The sequence below is a fragment of the Actinacidiphila cocklensis genome (assembly GCF_907177275.1).
Taxonomy (GTDB): Bacteria; Actinomycetota; Actinomycetes; order Streptomycetales; family Streptomycetaceae; genus Actinacidiphila; species Actinacidiphila cocklensis.
On sequence record NZ_CAJSLV010000104.1, the window covers coordinates 13,354 to 31,087 of the forward strand.

Genomic DNA, 17,734 nt, shown 5'->3' on the forward strand with positions numbered 1-17,734 from the left:
GCCGGCCTCGCGGCGTGGATCGTCGAGAAACCGGAGGCCTGGTCCGACGAGTCGGCCTCTTCCCGGACGAGCTGCTCACCTGGGTCAACACCTACTGGGTCACCGGCACGATCGACACGTCCTTCACCACCTGCGCCGAACCGGTCGCCCTCCCCTACCGGTTCGACACCCCGACCGTGCTCTCCGTGTTCCCGCGCGCCACCACACCGGAGCCGTGAAGCTACGCCGAGGCGTTCCTGAACGTCTGCGAATACGTCGAGCACCGCGCCGGCGGGCAGTTCGCCGCCTGGGAACAGCCTCGGGCCTACGCCGACGATGTCCGTCGCGCAGTCAAGTGGGGCGGGTGGCGCGGCACTTGCGGCAGGCCGTCGCGTCGTCCGCCACGCCTCAGGCGCCCGGGGCGTCGTCTGCCAGGGCGAGCTGGACCAGGGCCTTCGGCGCCGAGCGGCGGACGAGGACGCCGCGGCCCGGGGGCAGCAGCCGGGCTCGCTGGTCGCCGAGGACGGCGCCCTCGCGCGGATCGCCGGAGAGCACCAGGCCGTCCGTGCCCAGCTCCTGGAGCCGGCCGAGGACGGGTTCGGAGATCTGACGGCGCGCGGTGCCGCCCACCCGGCGGGCGACGACCATGTGGAAGCCCAGCTCGCGGGCCTGCGGCAGGTAGTCCACGAGCGGCGCCAGCGGTGACTGCCGCCCGGACGACACCAGGTCGAAGTCGTCGACGACGACGTACAGTTCGGGCCCCTGCCACCAGCTGCGGTCGCGCAGCTGCGCGACGGTGACGTCGGGCGGCGGCAGCCGCTCGGCGAGCTTGTCCGCGACGGCCTGGGCGAACGAGGCGGCCGTGCCGGCGTCGCCCGCGTAGGCGCCCAGGTACTCCGGCGGGACGAGGCCGAGCAGGCCGCGGCGGAAGTCGAACAGGATGAAGCGGACCTCGAAGGAGGTGTGTCGGGCCATCGTCCCGGTGATCCAGGTGCGCAGGAACTCCGTCTTGCCCGCTCCGGAGTCGCCGAAGACCACGAAGTGCGGGTCGTTGCCGGCGAGGTCGAGGTAGACGGGGTTCAGGTCGTGCTCGGCGATGCCGATGGGCACACCGGACGGTTCCCGTGCGGGCAGGTCGAGTTCGGCGGCGGCCAGCCGCTCCGGCAGCATCCGGACGGCCGGGGCGGCGGCGCCCTCCCAGCCATCGGCGAGCTTGGCCAGCACGTCGGCCTGGGCGTCGGCGAGCCCGTCGATGTCCGCGCGGCCGTCCAGCCGGGGCAGCGCCACCTGGTACTGGATGCCGGGCGGGGCCAGGCCGCGGCCGGGCGGCACGGCGCCGAACGCCCGGGCGATCCGCCGGTCGACCTCCGACTCGCCGGGGTCGTTGAGCCGCAGCTCCAGCCGGCCGTTGACGGCGTCGCGCAGCGCGGTGCGGACGTCGCCCCACCGGTTGGCGGTGAGGACGAGGTGGACGCAGACGCCGAGGCCCCGGTTGGCGATGTCCAGCACCGCCGTCTCGATGTCCTCCAGCTCGTTCCTGGCCGCCGCCCAGTTGTCGATGACGAGGAACACGTCGGCGGTGCGCATCCGCTGCGGCAGGCCGCCGGCGGCGCGCCGGCGCCGGAACTCGGTGGCCGAGTCGATGCCCATCCCGCGGAAGTGCAACTCGCGTTCGGCGATCACCTGGTTGACCTCGGCGAGAATGCGCCGGGCCTGCGCCAGGTCGTGCCGGCCTGCGACTGCGCTGACGTGCGGGGCCTGCTCGAACGGGAGCAGCGAGCCGCCGCCGAAGTCCAGGCACGCGAACTGCGCCTCGTCCGGGGTGTGGGTGAGCATCGCCGACAGCATCAGCGTGCGCAGCAGCGTGCTCTTCCCGGACTGCGGCGCGCCGACCGCCATCAGGTGGCCGGCCTGTACGAAGTCGGCCACCAGCGGCTGCTGGACCTGCTGGGACGGGATGTCCGACACGCCCACGGGGAAGCGCAGCTCGCCGCGCTGCGGCCACCACTCGGCGGTCAGGCCGCGGCCGGGGCGGGCGGTGGCGGGGCCGGTGAGGTCGTCCAGCGGCAGCGCGGGCGGCAGCGGCGGCAGCCACACCTGGTGGGCGGTCTGGCCGACGGCTTGCAGCCGCTCCACGATGACCTGCATCTCGGTGGGCCCGCCGATCACGGGCTGCGGGTGCGCCTGCTCCTCGTACCGCGCGGGCTCGGCGCCGGGGACGGGCGGCACGCGCAGACCGAAGACGGCCGGCGGGGCCGCGGCCGGTCCCTCGGCGGGCCTGTCGGCGGGTCGGTGCGGGCCGGAGACATGGGCGACGCGGAACCGCTCGTACACCGCGTCGCCGACCTTGAGGTACGCCGAGCCGGGGATCGGCGGCAGCTGGTAGGCGTCCGGGGTGCCGATGACGACGCGGGACTCGGCGGCGGAGAAGGTCCGCAGGCACATGCGGTAGGACAGGTTGGCGTCCAGGCCGCGCAGCCGGCCCTCCTCCAGGCGCTGCGTGGCCAGCAGCAGGTGCATGCCCAACGACCGTCCGACGCGGCCGATCTGCACGAACAGCTCGATGAACTCCGGTCGGCTGGTGAGGAGTTCGCCGAACTCGTCGACGATGACCAGCAAGTAGGGCAGCGGCGGCAGCGGGCTGCCGTCCGGCGCCGTGCGGCCGGCGGCGCGGTGCAGCTGGTAGTCGCGGATGTTGTCGATGTTGCCGGCGTCCCGCAGGATCCGCTGGCGCCGCTGCTGCTCGCCCACGAGGGCGTCGCGGACCCGGTCGACCAGCGCCAGGTCGTCCATGAGGTTGGTGATCATGCCCGCGGCGTGCGGGAGTTCGGCCAGTCCGGCGAAGGTGGCGCCGCCCTTGAAGTCGACCAGCACGAAGCTCAGCAGCTCCGGCGAGTGGGTCGCCGCAAGGCCGGTGACGAGGGTGCGCAGCAGTTCGCTCTTGCCGGAGCCGGTGGCACCGACGACCAGGCCGTGCGGGCCCATGCCGCCCTGCGCGGCTTCCTTCAGGTCCAGCATCAGCGGCTGCCCGTTGCCGTCGAACCCGAGCGGCATCCGCAGCACGGCCTCGTCGTCGGGCTCGACCCACAGCGACTCGGGGTCGAAGTCGGCGACATCGCCGATGCCCAGCATCCGCGGCAGCGACGTCACCTGGGCCAGGACCTCCTCGCCCTCCACCGACAGCCGCAGCGGGGCCAGCTCGCGGGCGATCGACTCGCACAGCACGACCTCGGGCCACTCGGCGAGCGCATGGGCGACCTCCGGCCGCTGCGGTCCGCCCCGCGGGTCCGTGCGGACGTCCAGGGTGAGCGCGCCCGCGTCGTCCACGCGCACCCGCACGTCGGCGCGGCTCGGCTCGTCCTGCTCCCGGCCGACGACGCACAGCACCGTGATGCCGCTCTCCGGCCCGGCCGCCGCCAGCAGTTCCGCGGCGATCTGCGAACGGGCCCAGCCGGCACGGGGGTCGTAGCCGTCCAGGACGACGACCAGCCGGCGCCGGGTGTCCACCGCGTCGCGGTCCATGTAGCCGCGGCGCACGGCGGGCTGCTCGACGAACCGGTCCAGCGCGCCCCGCAGATGGCCGGCGACGCCCTCGAACTCCTCGGCGACCAGCGGGACGACGCCGGCCTCCCCGGTGGCCTCCGGTTCGTGGGTGTGCGGCAGCCACTTCGTCCACCCCCACGCGGCCGCGTCGCCGACGACCACCAGGCCCACGTCGTCGGGGGCGTGCAGCACCGCGATCTGGCAGACCACGGCCCGCGCGACACCGCTGGCCACCTCGGTCGGGCCGAGCACGCTGACCACGCCGCCCCGGGACATGTCCACGGTGGCGGGCTGGCTGCCGACAGTCGACATGGACGCGATCAGCCGATCGGCCGCTGCCTTGGCCCGCGGGTCGTACTCCACCGTGGGGTCGTTGCGGGTGGCCATGCGGATCGGGGTGGCCAGCGGTGCGGTGCCGACGCCGACGCACACGCTGAGGAAGTCCGCGTCGGTGACCCGGCGTTCCCACACCCGGCGGCGGCGGGTCGCGATGGCCCAGAGCCGGTAGGGCGACGGGTACGCCCACGCGGCCACCACCCGCTGGCTCTCGGCGACCTGGCGGGCCGTGCGGCGCACCTCCAGCAGGTGGGCGAGGTAGCGGTCGCGGGCGCGCAGCTTGTCCCGGCGGGCGTTGCGGCGCAGCTGCAGGCGGATGCCCAAGGTGGTGCCGATGGAGACGACCACGAAGCAGATGCCGAGCAGGATGAGCAGCTTGCGGCCGCCGGCCATCAGGTAGGCGGCCATGCTGAAGCTGGTCATCAGCGGCATGAGCAGCATCAGCCAGTTGTTGGCGTCCCGGCCGACAGGCTGGGGCGGCGCCGCGAGGAGCACGGGTTCCGTGGGCAGTTGCGGCGGCAGGACCCTGGCGGGCCGGTGGAAGATGATCCGGGACATCAGCGATTCTCGTCCGTCGCGGTGGCCGTGGGGGCGCGGGATCCGGCCCCCGCCGGTCATGGAGCGTTCTTACCGTAGAAGCCGGAGTCCCCCACCGGATAGCCCCCGTTCCTGCGCCCGGGGCGTTCCCGATCGGGGACACCGGTTCAGCTCCGGCGGTCGGGGCCCTTCGCGCCGTTCCCCCCGCCCGGCCGCCCGTTCCCGCCCGGCGCCCCCGGCATACCTGGCATCCCCGGTATGTCCGGCAGCTCCGACGGGAACTGCAGCGGCGGGCGGCGGCTGCCGGGCCGGCGGGAGGGGAACATCGGCTCGACGCTGCCGCCCGGCGCCAGCGACCCGTGCAGCTGGTCGACGATCTCGGCGAGGCCGCCGGTCAGCTCGTTCATCCGCTCGGCACGCTGCGCCGCCATCGTCTCGTTGGCGGCGTTCACCGCCGCCATGACCATCTCGGACAGGGTGCGCGGGTCCTGCGGGTCGATCACCGACGGGTCGATGTCCAGCGCGACCAGGCGTCCCTGGCCGGACACCGTCGCCCGCACCAGGCCGCCGCCGCCGTGGCCGGTGGCCTCCATCGCGCCCAGCGCGGACTGCGCGTCCGTGACGCCGTCCCGTATCCGATCGGCGCCGCGGGCCAGGGCGGCGAAGTGGTCGGCAAGGTTCTCGGACATGGGTCTCTCCTCGGTCGGGTGGCGCTGCGTGCCGCTACGGGGTCCGGCGCCGGGTTCACGGTACGGCGGCGGTTTCACCGGCCTCCGCGGCTGCCTCGGCCACCGCCGCGCGGAGTTCGGCGGTCTCGACGGTCATGCTCACCGTGCCGGTGGGGTTCAGGTACACCACATGGCCCTCGGGCAGCCGGTCCGGGATCTCACCGAGCTCCAGCGTCTCGAAGGACAGCCGGCCGGCCTGCTCCAGGTGGTGGGACGAGGTGAAGACGGGGACGACGGGCGTCACGTCGTCGGGCGCCACCGCAGTCGCCGGACCGCCGCCGGGCGCCCGGAAGACGGCCCGGGTGCGGGCCAGCGCCCGGGGCACCTCCTCGGCCGGGCCCCAGCCGGTCACCGCCGGCTGGACGGCCGCGTCCACCGGGTCCGCGGGCTCCGGCCAGCCCAGCGCTGCGGGCGACGGCGCGTACTCCGGGTTGTCCCGCCACTCGGCGACCTCACCCGCCTCGTCGGACCGCCACCAGCCGAGCCGCGCCCAGTCGGGCGGGTCCCCCTCCCCCGACCAGGCCGGGTCCACCACGGGGAGCCACTTGCCGGGTGCCCGCCGGGCGGCCTCCCGGACGTCGTCGGGTACGTCGGGCATCTCCGGCACCTGGTCGCCGTGCCGGTCCCCGTCCCCGCCCCCGGGCAGCCCGAACCGCCCCTCGGTGCGTACGCCCTCGGTCGTGCTCATCTCCACCGGCCTTTCTCCTGCTGCCGCTCGGGGCCGCAGCGCCGTCATGCGATGCCCGACGGGCACATCTCGATTGCCGCCATCCGGCCCACGGTGACGTGGACCCGGTGGCGCAGCGTGTCGGTCACGGTGCGGGCGAGCACCATCGCCACCGCGATCCGGGCCGGGGCCTCCATGTGGAGCTCCACCCCGGCCTGGGACGGGTCCAGCCCCTCCGCCGCCCACTGCGCCGTGATCTTCGCGGCCACGCGCGCCCCGAGCTCGGCCGCATGCGCCTCACCCACGGCCGGGTCATCCTGTTCGAGCAGAGCCTGCGCCGCATCCAACTCTGCGACGGACAGGCCGCTCTGACCCCCGTCGAGGTCGAAACGGTGCAGGGTGAGGCGAGGCGTGATCGGCAGCATCCGCACCCCCTCGGGCAGGACGGGCGTCGCCGCGACCGGCTCGACGCGCGCCGCGTCGGCGGGAGCGGTTTCCCGAGCCAGCGGCACGGCCGGCTCGACGCGCTCGACCGGCGCGGACGCCGCCACCTCGACGGGCACGGCCTGCCCAGCCGGCTGCTCGGCCCTCTCAGGCGCACGCTCGGACGCCGCCACCTCGACAGGCACGGCCTGCCCAGTCGGCTGCTCGACCGGCACGACGCGCTCGACCGGCGCGGACACCGCCGGCTCGGCCGGCACCGTGTCGGTTGGCGTCCGCTCGGCGCGTGGGCGGTCCACCGGGACCGAGTCGAGGTTCAGGCCGCCCAGGACCGGGCGGGACGCGGGGGCGGGCTCGGGCTCCGCCGTCGTCCGGTGCCGGCCGGTGGTGGCCGGGTCGGACGACACGGCATGGGCCCGGGGCGACGGTTCCGTACGGGGCTGGAGCCGCCCGCGCCGCGGTTCGGCGGGCGGTTGGGGGTACCGGGCGAGCAGTTCGCCGACCAGACGGTCGGCGTCGTCACGCGGCAGCATGCCGATGAGACCATCCGGCACGTCGACGGTGAGCTGGCGGCCGGGCCGGTGGAGCGGCGTCATCACGAGTTTCACCCAGAAGCGGTAGTACCGGTAGTCCCGGGTGCTCTCGCGGTTGCTCTCGTCGGTCTGGGCCTGGCCCGCGGTGTCCTTGCCGCCGCGGACGGAAGCGCGCTCGTACGGCGTCAGGCGGCCCAGGAACGTCTCCTGGCCGGACCCGCCGCCGCCCACCGGGCCGACACCGACGTACCAGCCCCGTTCGTGCTCCGCCTCCGCCTTCTGCTCCGCGTCCTGCTGCCTGTAGTGACGCGCCTTGTGGCGGACCTCGTCCGTGGACGGGGCGAACTCGGCGGCCTTGGAGAGCTCGAAGCCCACCATGACCTCGCGATTGCCGACCTTCACCACATGGCGGTGGCCGAGGAGTTCGAGGATCCTCGGCCGGATCCTCGTGTGGCTGGTGTCGTGCAGGTAGTCCCGCCCGGCCTTGGTGGTGATGTCGATACCCGGCACCTCCCACGGCGTGGCCAGGTCGAGGCGGCCTTCGCGGCCGGCGTCAAACGCTGCGACCTTGACCCACCGCTGCATGGCGGCGGCCGCCGACACGCCCCAGGAGTGGAGAGCCCCGCTCAGTTCCTCGCTGAGGGCGGCGGGCGCCGGTACCGCGTCGCGCCACCGCGGCGACTGCCCGTACCCGCGGACGAAAGCCGGGCCGGGCTTGGCGGTCGTCCCCTCCGGCATGGGCGCGGTGAGGTAACTCGGGACGAGCACCCGCATCCGGCCGGGGACCAGCCGGTCGGCGCCGTCGTCGTACCGCACCCAGGGCCGCAGGGTCTCCAGGAACATGTCGTAGTCGTCGCGGCGGTCGAAGATCCGGGCGACCGCGCCGGCACCGAGGTTCATGAGCCGGCCCGGCGCGGTGACGAGGGAGGCGGACGCGGGCAGTGCCAAGGCGGTGCCCAGCTCGATCTGCAGGGCGACGTTGTGCTGGAATTCCTCGCTGCCGCCCTTGGTGGTGGCGCGGTAGATGAAGACGTCCTTCTGCGCGCCGTCCGTCCCCTGGCTGTGGACGGCGGACCAGCCGCCGGCGACGTCGAGGCCGCCATTGCCGTGGCTGCCGCCGTCGGTGACGTGGGTGCCGCCATGGCCGGCCGCGATGACGCCGAAGTCGAGGACCCGGCGGAACTTCGACCCGTCCTTGCGCTCGCCGGTCGACTCGCCCCGCAGGGTCAGGTCGACCTCGGGGCGGGCCCGGTGGGCGTCGGCCGCGTCGACCCTGGCGAACCTGACGTTGACGATCTGGTCCCAGCTGGCGCCGCCGATGCCCTCGACCTTGATCGCGAACCAGAGGCCGAGGTCGAGCAGGGCGGGGCCGCTCAGCATCAGCGCGCTGGACCGGAAGATCGCACGCAGCGCCCGTGACAGGGGGTCGAGCGCGTCCATCACCGTGCCGTCGGCGGTGGTGCGCCGCGGCAGCTGGCCTTGGTCGAGCAGCCGCTGCCGGATGGCACCGAGTACGTCCACGTCGAGCCGTTCGATGAACATGGCGCTGGTGGGGATCTGCCCGCCGGCGTAGACCCGGAGCGGCGCGGCGTTCACCTCCTCGTCCTGGGCCGTGAGCACGTCCTCGTCCTGGGCCGGGAGCACGTCCTCCACCAGCCGTTCGGGGATGAGGAGGTGCATGCCGCGCTCCGAGTGCACGTACGAGGTGTCGGTCTCGACCTTCTGGCCCTTGTGACGGACCATGACGACAGTGAAGACCGAGCCGGCCCCGAACCGCGCTTTCTTGCCGTTATAGGTGGCACGGCTGTTTTCGACGAAGCCGTCGGAGGATCCGTGGGAGGACACCCACTCGGTCTCGTACTGGCCGTGGGCGAGGAACGCGAACCGGCCGCCGGGTGGGCGGGTGTGCTCGCCGGTGCCGCCGCTGCCGGCGTGACTGTCCGTGGCCTCCACCTCGCCGCCCTGATCGGAGCCGAACCGGGCCTGCGGGCCGAGATCGACGCGCACGCCGAGCCCGATTCCGGTGTGCCTCTCGCGGGTGCGCCGGCGGGCGAGCTGCGCCAACTGCTCGATCTCCGCCTCGGTCGCCTCGCCCGGCAGGCGCTGTGCGTCGTAGGCGGCGAGGTGGAGCATCATGGTGGTCTTCCACCCGTCGTGCTCGGGCAGCTCGACCTCACGACCCAAGCCGTCCGCCAAGTGGTCGGTCCAGACGGTGAGTTCGTCGGGGCCCGTGGCGTTGACGATCTCCCGGGGCATCCTCTCGAAGTCGTCGGCGGATATCGTGTCGAGGCCGTGGATCCGCGCGTAGGCGCGGGCCGCGGCCCTCGCGAGTTCCGGCACGGTCTGGAAGAACGGGTAGAGGCCGGTGGTGGCGTTCCTCAGGTTGAGGGTCCGCCCGGCGGGCAGCTCGGAGAGGACGGCGGTCCGTCCGGTGGCGATGACCTCCTCCATGCTCGGCGGGATCGCGGGCACGTACTGGTCCGGTACGGAGATCTGCGCGACGAGGCTCTTGTCGCGGGAGACGAACCAGGTCTCGGCGCGGCCCTCGCCGCTCAGTGGCCGCAAGGTCAGCTCGTAGACGACGTTGTACACGTGCTCGTGCACGTCGCCGTCGGTCTCGGTGCGGCGGTACCCCTTCGCGACGCTCTCGAGGGAGTCCTTGTGGCCGCGTCCGTACCGGGCGAGAAGCCGGAGGGTGCTCGCCTGCAGCCGCAGGAACGAGCCGAGGCTCACCCGCGCTCCGCCGCCCGCGCCGCCCTTGACCTCCCACTTGCCGCCGCGCCCCGCGACCGCGCCCTCGCCCTTCGCGGCACGGACATTGATCTTCGCCTGGTGGAACCGGTACCCCAGATGCTCCGTGAGGTGGGCTCGCACACCCATCTCGTAGCGGCGGCCCTGATACGTGATCTCTTCCTTGAAGCCACCCATCGCCGTGCCGAACTTGCCCTCCAGGGCGGGCCGTCCGACGTACGTCGCGAGCTTGGTGTCCGTGGAGAAGCGGCCGCGGGCGGGGTCGCGCCGCCCGGTCAGCCCCCTGAACGGGCGGGTCAGCGGGCCGTCCGACGGGGCCGACCACTCCTCCAGGCGGGCCCGGAAGTGGTCCTCGACCCGCTCGGCGCCCGGCAGCGCCACGCTCGCGTGGAAACCGAAGCCCTTGCGGGCGGCCAGCCACAGCGGCTCCTTCGGGTGCGGAGTGTGCAGCGCGTCCAGGCTCGCCGGGCGACGGTGCCGGCGCACCGGAGAGACCTTCGCGGCGGCCAGCAGCGCCCGCACGTGCGGCTGCGCCTCCACCGGCGCCGGCCACAGTTTCAGGGTCCCGCCGCCGCGGGTGACGACCGAGGCCGGGACCTGCCCGGCCAGCGCCCCGAGCACGTACGGCGTGCGGACGCCGCCGAGTACCCGGCGCTCGAAGTCCGCGGCGCCCTTGCCATCGTCCCACAGCACCCCGAGTTCCGCCTCGACCACCGAGTCCACGGTGTCCATCCGACGGTGGCTGCCCAGGATCCAGTCTCTTGTGACCCTCAGCCGGACGCGGTACCGCGCCTGGACCTCCGTGGTGTTGACGACCGCGTGGACGAGCCCCTGCGAGTCGAGCCCCCGACTCCAGTCCTGCCCGAAGGCCGCGGTCACGCCGAGCAGCGGCGCCAGGCCCTTCACCCGGTCCGCCGAACCCAGCACCGGGTCGACCAGGCCGGTCATATTGAAGCCGCCGAAGAGGGAAAGCCCGCTCTCGCCGCCCTCGCCCGAGATCGCCGTGTACCCGGCCCCACGGTCCTCGCGGACGTCCGCATCGGACATGACCTGGAGGAACTGGGCGCTCTCCACCACCATCCGCCTCCGCAGGTGGCCACGGAACGGCTTGAGGCCCTTCAGGCTGCGTCCGACCCGGATCTTGGTGCTCACGTCGCCGCTCGACAGCCACCAGCGCGCACGGTTGAGTACGGACTCCTCGTTGAGACCCGGCTGCGACTGCTCGACGACCTCCAGTGCCTTCTCGGCCCCGAGACCGAGGGTGCGCCGCAGGTAGCGCTGGTCGTCGGCCAGCATCGGGGTGACGTCGATGGCGTGGAGCACCTCCCCGGCCCGCCGGAAGCGCTGGTGGGGCAGGGACCGCACGTTCCGCGGGGCCGGGTCGGCCAGCGCCGGATCGGGCTCGGTGGACCTGGACAGCTGGCTGGGGAACCGCACGGTCAGCCCCCTGTCCACCACGGGGGGCCGTGACGCCTCGGCGGGGTGCTGCTCCTCACCGTCCACGAAGACCTGTACCCGCAGCCCCGCGGTGAAGCTGTTGGTGTCCTTGACGAACAGCTTTCGCCCGCCGATCACGGTGTGGTGGCCGCCGGTCTGCTTCACGCCGCCGGCCGACACCGCGACCTGCGGCACGCCGATGACGGCCGCCGACGCCGCGGCGGACGCCACGTTGATGGCGGTGGAGAGGAGGATGTCGGCCGTGTGGTTCACCGCATGGGACGTGACGTGGTCGGCGGAGGTGGCGTTGAACGACACGTGGTAGCGGCGCACCGGATCGTCCGGGCCCGGAGGCAGGGCGACGGCCGAACCGCCGTCCAGCACCGGGCGCAGCCACACCAGCCGGCCGTCGGCCACCAGCAGCCGGCCGTGGAGGAGTATCTCCTGCCACGCCTCGGCCCCGCGCTCCAGCAGCAGCTCCCGTACGTTGTCGCGCACCGCCCTCCGCACGGCCGCGGAGACGTCCGCGCCGAGCGCGAGCCGGTCCACCACCTCGGCCGCAGCGGTGGCGGCCTGGTCCGCGGTCCACTGCGGAACATCCAGGACCTCGGCCCCACCGAGCATCCCGTGTCGCGCGAACCAGGGGATGCCCCCGGCCGGCTCCTGGTGTCCGGCCGCGGGTTCGTCGTCCGCCGTGGTGGGCGGGGTGAGCACGATCAGGGGCGGCCCGGGCACGGTTCGGGACTCACCCGGCTCCAGCATGCCGGGCCGGGCGGCCTCGGATCGGGACCGCTGCTCCTGCGGGACCGCCTGCGCGTCCTCGTACGCGGCGGCCGGGTCGGCGGTCCGGGCGGCGACCGGGTCGGCCAGCGGCTCCGCGACCCGCTCGGACACCACCACCGCCTCGGCGGGCACCACGCCCGGCTCGGCCGGTGCGCGGCCCACCGGGTCCGCGTCACGGTTCAGGCCACTGAGGGCCGGGCGGGACGCGGGGGCGGGCTCGTGCCCCGACGTCATCCGGTCCCGGTCGGTGGTGGCCGGCTGGGGGGCCGAGGCGAGCGCCGAGGTGGTGACGCGCGCCGGGGCCGGGGCAGACACGGGGGCAGGCGTGGGTGCCGGGGCAGGAGTGGGGCGGGGGCTCCAGCGGATGGGCTGCGGGAGGGTCTGGACCCAGCCGCTCTGCGGGCCCCCGTGCCCGGCCAGGGTCATGACGAGCACGGTCTGGTCGTCGGCCGGGAGGTGGACCAGCCGCAGCGGCTGATCCGCCGCCAGTACGGCCCTGCCGAGGGTGGTGCGGGAGACGAGCCGGTCGGCCAGGTCGTCGAGACTGCCGCTGAGGCCCACGGGCAGCAGATACGACATCTGCGGGTCCATTTTGTGCAGGTGTCGATCCTGGGTGAGGAGTTCGGCGATCTCGGCGGGCGGCACCCGGCGCGTGGCGGGTCCGCCGGCCGGGGAGGCCCAGCTCGGCCAGGGCATGTCGATGTGACCGTCGAGGCCGTCGGCCGCCAGCAGGTACACCTGATCCGGCGCGGTCGCCGGCCGGCCCGGTGTCTTCCAGTGGGACTGCCACGCGCGGAAGCCCGGGGCCGCGCCCGGGGCCGCCAGGCGGAAGGTGTCGGTGACGAGGGTGCCCTGGACGGGGCGTCCGGTCCAGTTGCGTCCGATCACGGCGCCCGTGTCCGACCGCAGCAAGGTCTGCGGCCCCAGTGCGCCGTGGAGTTCCAGATCGTGTGCGGCGAGCGCGGCCGGATGGTAGCTGTCCCGGCCCACCGCCGCCGCCGTCATCGCCGTCCAGAACAGATCGGCGCGCACCTGGTCGGTGTCGGGGTTGGCGCCGGGGGGCAGATGCAGCACCTCCATCGCCAGCGCGCGCCCGTTCGGAACGTTCTCGACGCTCTCCACCGCCTTGACGGCGGCCCACAGCACGTGCGCACGGTCCGCCCTCGTGACCGGCGCGTTCGCGGCCAGGGCCAGCACATCACGGACGGTCTCGTCCGGGTCTCCCCGGCCGATCAGCTCTCGTGCCCGGTCCACGGAGGGCATCGGGGCGAAGCCGTCCAGCGCGGGCAGGCGGGAGCCGCCCGGCAGAGCCGCCGCCGCGATCAGTGTGGCGCGTATCGCGTCCTGCCCGAGCGGGGCGGGGCGGACGCCGGGCGTGTGCGGGATCCCCTGGTGTCCCCGGACGACCCGGTCCACCAGGTCGAGGGTGAGCTCGCCGTAGCCCGCGAGCCCCGGGTGACGGTCCCGCATGATCTCCAGCGTCCCCATGCCGCGCAGCAGTTCGCGGTAGGGATCGGCCGGGTCGTGCCGGTTGTCCTCGATGGAGGGGCCGAACAGCACGCGGAGCGCCCGCACCAGGCGCAGTGTGGTGTCGGTGACCTGCTTGGGCACCGGACCCGGGCCGTCGTACAGGCCCGCGACCCGGGCGAGGTCCGCCAGTTCGGCGTCCGAGGGCCGGGGCCGGACCTCCCGCCATTCACCGGTCTCACCGAGCGGGTCGCTGACGATGCCGTGCCCGTGCGTCCCGTTGGACCGCGTGAAGCCGACATGGACGCGGTCCGATGCGAACACGGTTCGCCCGTTCTCGTCGGCGACCTCCTCGGCGACCGACAGCGTCGACAGCGGGTCCGCCACGAACGGCGCCCGGGCGCCAGGCGCGTCGATCCAATTCGGCAGGCCCGGCGCCGCCGCCCCCCAACAGGACAGCAGGACAAAGGGGACGGCCGGGTCGAGGTCGCGCACGCTGGGCCGCCGCCGCAGGAAACGGCCGAACTGACGTCCCGTCACTTGCCGTGGCGTCGGGTCGTGACGGACGTTGACCATGGTGGCGCCCGGACGGCCGTGAACGTAGACGAAGTACGCCAGGCCGCCCCGCACCGGCATCGGGCGCGGACCGTCGAAGTCGTGCTGGACAGGATCGGCGGGGTACCAGTCCGTCAACTGGGTGGTGACGTCGAAATAGCGTTCCCTCATGGCCAGATCCGCGTCCGAGAACAGAGCGCGGCCCTTCCGGACACCGTTCGGCGCCATGGCGACGCTCACGATGTCGCGGTCGGGCACCCGGACGCCGGCGATGGTCTCCACGACCGCGTTCCCGGCGTCCGGGTTGGGGGTCCCGAGGTCGCCCGGATGGCTGGGAATCCACTGGCCCAACGGGATTCCGCCGGCCCGGTCGCCCGCCACCCCGATCCGGTACAGCACGCCGCCCGCGGGGGCGATCAGCGCCGGCGCACCGCTGTGCGCCCACACGGTTCTGCCGGTTCCGGCGGCGACGGCACGCGGCAGGTCGAGCCCCATGGACCCGGCCCCCGGGGCGACGAGCAGGACCGGGACGTCCTTGCCCAGAGCCGCCAGCCGGTCGTCCATGGCCAGCAGTTCGGTCAGGTCCTCCGCCGTCACCCGGCGGGGCGGCCCGCTCGTCCCGGCCACGGAGATCCCCCGGTCGTCACCACCGGCCGCCACCACCACATACGGCGGCGGGGCAGCGGGGCCGGTGACCCAGGGCGGGGTGACCTGGCGGGTGACGGTGCCAACGGTCTCGTCGTACGTCGCCGTGTCGATGCCGGTGAGCGGGATGCCCATCCAGTTGCGGGTCGGCGAGGCACCGGCGAGGGCCGTGAAGGTCGTCTCCGACAGCAGGCCGTGGCCGCGCAGATGGAAGGCGCCGAGCCTGGCGACACTGCGCGCCTGGCCGACCGCGGCCGCCCGGTCCACCAGCGCGTACAGGGCGTCGCGGTCGGCGGCGGTGACCGTGGCGCCGGCGGGCAGGTGCAGGACGTGGCGGGCCAGGGTGTCCGGGTCGAAGCGGCCCGCCGCGAACCGCGGGTCCTGGCGGCGCAGGGCGTCCAGCCGCGCCGCGGCGGCCGCGCGGGGTGCCTCGACGATCCCGATCACCGCCTGCCGCCGCCGGTCCCGCGGGGAACCGTCACCGCGTCCGTCGCCGAGGTCTCGGCCGGCCGAGCGTTCGTCGAAGTCGAAGTCGGAGGCGGCGATCAGATCCTCGCCCGGCGTGTTCGCCTGGAGGAACTGGAGCGCACGGACGAGTTCGTCGTAGAGCGTGTCCGCCGCCGCCTTCGCCCGCAGACCGCCGACCTCGGACGCGCGCCGCGCGCCCCGGTCGCCGACCGCGAGGAGCGGGCCGTTGCCGTGGCCGACCACGCTGAACCGCGGGAGGGCGATCTTCGCGTAGTTGGCCAGAATGCCGGCTTTCGCCACCTTCCCGGCGAGTTCCCTGATCCGCTCCAGCGCCTCGGCGCCCACGTCGTGCGCTCCCGAGGGGAAGGCGAGCGAGGTCCGCGCGGGCAGCGGCGCAAGCACGGTGGGCGGGGTGCCCTCCGACAGATTCAGAGCCGGAGCCGGGGCCGGGGCCGGGGTCGCGGAGCCGGACGCCACGGGCTGCGGCCCGGCGGACAGCAGTCGCTCGTCCTGGGCGGACGGCAGCGGCCATCCGGCGACGTCACTGCCGTTGTAGTGGTCCACGCCGTTGTAGTGGACCTCGATTCGGTGGGTCGCGTCGTCCGGACCCACACTGGTGATCTCACCGCGCCCGGCGCGGACCACATCGGCGCGCACCCCGAAGGCGCGCGCGAGCAGCGGCAGGAACATCTCGCCGACCGGACTGTCCCAGTTGCCCGCCCAGTTGGTGACCGCCTCGGCCACAGCCACCGACTCACCGCGGTCCAGCGGAGCCGTGCTGCCCACATAGGCGGTGCTGAGCACCGTGCGCAGCTGGTCCGTGGTCAGCTCCGCCACCGGTGGCAGCAGCCCGCGCTGGGCGAGGCGGCCGAACAGCTCCCGCGTGCCCAGGATCTCGGCTTCGGCCTGCACTTCGGCCTGCACTTCGGCGGCGGGTCGCTCGCCTCTCCCGATCAGCTCGGCGGCCCGAGCGTTCCGGTACCGCGTCCTGAGTTCGGACTCCAGCCCCAGGCCCTCGAAGGTGGCGGGCGTGGTCACCCGGTGGTGGGCGAGGTGCGTCAGCAGATCGGCCCGCGCCATCCCGGCGACACGAGCGCCGAAGCCGGGCGTCAGCGCGCCGCGCAACTGCTGGAGGATCTGGGGGGACAGCGCGCCCGCATGCTCGCCGAGATGGCTCGCCGCCTGGCCGCGCATGGCGTCGATCACCACCCGGGAGTGGCCGGTGTCCGGCAGGACACGGGTCTCGGAGTACGCGGCCGCGAGCGCGCCCAGCTCCGCCCGCACCGCGTCCGGATCGCCCAGCCAGGCGTACGCCTGAGGGTGACGCGTATTCAGGCCGGGAAGCCGGTCCCGGATGTACAGGGGATCGCTGGCGGCGAAGGAGTACAGCAGGCAGTCCCCCGTGGCCGGCACCGGCACGCTGCGGCCGATGACACGCGGCGGTTCCGCGATGCGATCGGGGTCCACGACGGGGGTCCCCGGTGCGGTACCGGGAGGCGCCGCGGTCAGAGGGTGGGTCGTGCCGACAGCGGGCGAGGTCACCTCCGCCACGACCGGGGCCACCTCCACGACCGCCGGAACTGCCTCCACCACGACCGGGGCCACCTCCACGACCGCCGGAACTGCCTCCACCACAGCCGGGGTCACCTCCACCACGGCCGGAACTGCCTCCACCACAGCCGGGGTCACCTCCACCACGGCCGGAACTGCCTCCACCGCGGCCGGGGTCACCTCCACCACGGCCGGAGCCGCCTCCACCACAGCCGGAACTGCCTCCACCACAGCCGGGGTCACCTCCACGAGGGGCGGATTCTCGGCGGCGTGAGCTGCGGCGACCGGATCGCCGGTACCCGGGGGACGGGATGCGTTGTCGCCGTCCGCTGTCCTCGCCGACGGCGGTGCCTGCCGGCCCTCGCCGCTCTGGTTCCCCGAATCGACCGGGAGAACAACCGGGGGAACGACCGCGGCCTTGCCCTTGTCCTTGCCCTTGTCGCGGCCGACCTGTTCGACCTCGTCCAGCTCCCCGCGAGCCGCCTGCACGTCCTCGGCCGGCACCGCGGCCGGGTCGGCCTGTGCGCGCCCCACCTCCACGGTGACCGGCACCGCGGCCGGCACCTCCTCCGGAACGGCCAGCGGCTCCGCGACCCGCTCGGACACCCCGCCCGGCTCAGCCGGTGCGCGGCCCACCGGGACCGCGTCGAGGTTCAGGCCGGCCAGGGCCGGGCGGGACGCGGGGGCGGGCTCGGCCTCCGGCCTCACCGGGCGGCCGCTGGTGTCCTCCTGGTGGGTTGCCCGCCTGGAGTCCGGAACGTCGAACGACACGGCACGCGACCGGCGCGACGGTCCCGTGCGGTGAGGGCGGCGGCCGCGCTCCGGTTCCTCCAGGTCCGCGGCCGGCACCTCCTCCACCAGCCCCACGGCGGGCACCTGCTCCTTCGGCCCCTCGGCCGACGCCTCCACCAGGTCCTTGGCCGGCACCTCCTCCGCGATCGCGGCGCGCTCCTCCACGCTGCCGGACACAGCCGGCAACGCCACCGACGCCGGCCCTTCGGCCGACAACCACTCCTCCTGACCCTCCACCCCTACCTGACGACCCGCCGCCTCCGGGAGCACCTCGTCGGTCACACCAGAAGCCGCCACCACCGCCGCAGGCCGCTCCTCAACCCGCGCAGACTCCACCACCACCTGACGACCCGCCGCCTCCGGGAGCACCTCGTCCAGTACTTCCTCGGCGAGCCGCCTCGTCTCCGGTGACACGCCGGTCTGGCCCTGGGTGTCATACGCGTCGTGTGCGTCGTCGGGGGCCATCGGCACGCGTCCGACCCGGGGGCGGGCCGCAACAGGCTGCGGGGTGGGGGTGAGTT

5 protein-coding genes are annotated in these 17,734 nt (G+C 74.2%); 1 reads left to right on the plus strand and 4 read right to left on the minus strand.

Annotated features, from left to right (window positions below):
* Positions 1-14 precede the first annotated feature (14 nt).
* Positions 15-218 (plus strand): hypothetical protein, encoded by a 204-nt coding sequence (locus NFU81_RS36480; protein WP_251500200.1) that lies wholly within the window; start codon positions 15-17, stop codon positions 216-218.
* A gap of 169 nt (positions 219-387) precedes the next feature.
* Here NFU81_RS36480 and eccCa read toward each other — a convergent pair whose 3' ends face one another.
* The 4 genes from eccCa to NFU81_RS36500 all read right to left on the minus strand — a co-directional run bounded on the left by eccCa (position 388) and on the right by NFU81_RS36500 (position 17,678).
* Positions 388-4,416 carry a type VII secretion protein EccCa gene (gene eccCa, locus NFU81_RS36485; RefSeq protein ID WP_251500204.1) on the minus strand — a complete coding sequence of 1,343 codons (4,029 nt, stop codon included), beginning with the start codon at positions 4,414-4,416 and terminating at the stop codon, positions 388-390.
* Between the two features lie 146 nt (positions 4,417-4,562).
* Entirely contained in the window at positions 4,563-5,084 is a 522-nt protein-coding gene (locus tag NFU81_RS40925; protein WP_274038186.1) for a YbaB/EbfC family nucleoid-associated protein, read from the minus strand.
* A 55-nt stretch (positions 5,085-5,139) separates the two neighbouring features.
* Positions 5,140-5,811: a type VII secretion system-associated protein gene (locus NFU81_RS36495; protein ID WP_251500206.1), complete on the minus strand. Its 672-nt coding sequence runs from the start codon at positions 5,809-5,811 to the stop codon at positions 5,140-5,142.
* 44 nt (positions 5,812-5,855) lie between these two features.
* Positions 5,856-17,678, minus strand: a complete 11,823-nt coding sequence (locus NFU81_RS36500) for a lonely Cys domain-containing protein (RefSeq protein WP_274038185.1) — start codon at positions 17,676-17,678, stop codon at positions 5,856-5,858.
* Positions 17,679-17,734 lie beyond the last annotated feature (56 nt).

Excerpts from the sequence above, each read along its gene's own strand:
- eccCa (WP_251500204.1), bottom strand. The coding sequence starts at position 4,416 with ATGTCCCGGATCATCTTCCACCGGCCCGCCAGGGTCCTGCCGCCGCAA.
- NFU81_RS40925 (WP_274038186.1), bottom strand. The coding sequence starts at position 5,084 with ATGTCCGAGAACCTTGCCGACCACTTCGCCGCCCTGGCCCGCGGCGCC.
- NFU81_RS36495 (WP_251500206.1), bottom strand. The coding sequence starts at position 5,811 with ATGAGCACGACCGAGGGCGTACGCACCGAGGGGCGGTTCGGGCTGCCC.
- NFU81_RS36500 (WP_274038185.1), bottom strand. The coding sequence starts at position 17,678 with ATGGCCCCCGACGACGCACACGACGCGTATGACACCCAGGGCCAGACC.